Below are 2,238 nucleotides of genomic sequence, written 5' to 3' on the forward strand. Positions count from 1 at the left end.
AGGTATTCCTTACCAGTCTGGTAAGCTGGTTTGCTGGGTTCACTGAATAGTTACCATATCGTTACCGTCACTGCCAGTAACTATCTGGTACAAATACCGTTTCAATTCTTTGGTATGCATACCACCTGGGGAGCATTCACATTCCCGTTTATTTTCCTGGCCACAGACCTGACCGTAAGATTCTACGGGTCTGAGCAGGCCCGGAAGATCATATTTTCCGCCATGTTCCCGGCCCTGCTGATCTCCTATCTTGTGTCAGTACTGTTCGTGGATGGAATCTTTCAGGGATTTGCCAGCTTTAATGTCTTTGTCGCCAGAATTGCCGTTGCCAGCTTCGCGGCATACCTGATTGGGCAGATCCTGGATATCACCGTTTTCAACCGTTTGCGTCAAAATGCAATATGGTGGGTAGCACCAGCCTGCTCGACCATTGTCGGTAACCTGATTGATACCCTGAGCTTCTTTAGCCTTGCCTTTGCCGGTTCATCAGACCCATTCATGGCGGCACACTGGATGGAGATTGCCCTGGTGGATTATGGCTACAAGCTGGCCATCAGTATGCTGTTCTTCCTCCCTATGTATGGTGTATTGATGAACTTCCTGGTGAACAGGTTGAATGTACCCATTCAAATGAGTTCTCAAGCTGCATAAAAGCCTGTTTATAAAGCAAAGCCCCGTTAAACGGGGCTTTGCTTTATCAGCATTCGGCAGTTACCGCATTAAAACACTCTTCAATGAGCTCTTGATTAAAACCGCAACGAGCGCAATATTCGCTGTTATGATCCAAGGTTCAAGCTGCCTTTATGCCAGTCCTAAATACAATAAACCACCCTGGAAACAGGGAAATAACTGTATTATTGCGACCAAAAGGCCTGCACAGGCCAAGTCTAGCAGGGCTTGTTGCATTCGTTGCTTCTTATTTCAACTGTCCAGCTATAACTATCCTGACAATAGCCTGTCATCGTATTTTTATTATCGAGTTGGCCAGATGATCATTTCATTCCACGGTGCTTTACATAAATCCTGAGAAGGATAAGCTGATTGGAAGATCAGGTGATATTTAATAAATCAATGAGTATTTCCGTAATAGTAAACCGCCTTACCCAAGGCGCTGACCTGAAAATAGCCGTACAGGAACTGGTTAATAAGCACCGAATTTCTGCAGGTTCACTGGTATCCTGTGTTGGCAGTCTGTCCAGAATAAACCTGCGTCTTGCAGGTGCCGAAACGACGTTAGTTACTGAGAGCTCTTTTGAAATCGTCTCTATAATGGGAACACTGACACCAGATCATCAGCATATCCACATCGCGGTGGCTGATGGCAAAGGGCATGTTTTTGGAGGACACGTGCTAGAAGGAAATATCGTTGATAGTACTGCAGAGGTGATTATTCACAGTTACCCACAGCTGAGCTTCTCAAGGGCTTTTGATTCATCCACAGGCTACACTGAACTTGTTATTGATAAGTGCTAGCTCTAGATCAAACGTATCATCTGAAGGCTTTCAAACATTTTCTTTTTATCGTTTTCAGATAGATGCTTGGTATTCACTGTTCTGACAAAGTCTTTCTGCAGTTTATTGTCAAAAGACCCTCCATCTTTCAGGTATTCGCTGATTCTAACCACAATTTCATCACCAAGCGCCAAAATCTTTGGCCTGACCTCAGAAGCTAAATCCCGATATTCACTATTTTCAGGATGAGTAGATAACCAGTCAGCCATATAGCGATATTGAATCGCCTTGGCAGCATCCATCTGCGCCTGGAAGAAACCAGCAATAGAGTCCGGTTGTAAACCTGCCTGCTGCGCATCGACCAATGCCTTCTCAAGCACCTGCTTTTCTCTAACCAGATCTTCGACCGGACTGTGGTTTTTGGCCTTGAATAAGGCTACATCCTGCATATAGTTCAACCGCTGGTTGATTAACTGAAAGATTCCATTCGACATTGTATCTGCAACCGTCAAGGTGGAGAGTGTCAAACAGAGCAACCCAGTTACTACAAGCTTCATACTTCCACAATCCTCAGAGCTTAGAACCAGTTTCATTCCATTGATTCAGCTAGTGACACCCAGCTCATATTTTACCCAATACCTATAAGTATCTGCCAAAACCACCAGTGCTTAAGACGAAGCCTAACCTGATGAACTGGAAACGCTCTTGATTTAAACCGCAACGAACGCAATATTCGTTGTTATGATCTCAGGCTCAAGCTGCCTGGTTAAATTTTTAATCAAGATA

3 protein-coding genes are annotated in these 2,238 nt (G+C 44.4%); 2 read left to right on the plus strand and 1 reads right to left on the minus strand.

Annotated elements, in window-relative coordinates:
- The first annotated feature begins 30 nt into the window (after window positions 1-30).
- On the plus strand, window positions 31-651 hold the full coding sequence (locus KDK15_RS06970; RefSeq protein ID WP_257294644.1) for a 7-cyano-7-deazaguanine/7-aminomethyl-7-deazaguanine transporter: 621 nt from the start codon (window positions 31-33) through the stop codon (window positions 649-651).
- A gap of 390 nt (window positions 652-1,041) precedes the next feature.
- Window positions 1,042-1,473: a PPC domain-containing DNA-binding protein gene (locus KDK15_RS06975; RefSeq protein WP_257294645.1), complete on the plus strand. Its 432-nt coding sequence runs from the start codon at window positions 1,042-1,044 to the stop codon at window positions 1,471-1,473.
- Window positions 1,474-1,475: 2 nt separating this feature from the next.
- Here the strand turns inward: KDK15_RS06975 and KDK15_RS06980 are convergent, their stop codons facing one another.
- A complete protein-coding gene (locus KDK15_RS06980; RefSeq protein ID WP_257294646.1) occupies window positions 1,476-2,009 on the minus strand; it encodes a chorismate mutase in 534 nt (177 codons plus the stop codon).
- Window positions 2,010-2,238 lie beyond the last annotated feature (229 nt).

The organism is Endozoicomonas sp. YOMI1, assembly GCF_024606345.1.
GTDB lineage: Bacteria > Pseudomonadota > Gammaproteobacteria > Pseudomonadales > Endozoicomonadaceae > Endozoicomonas.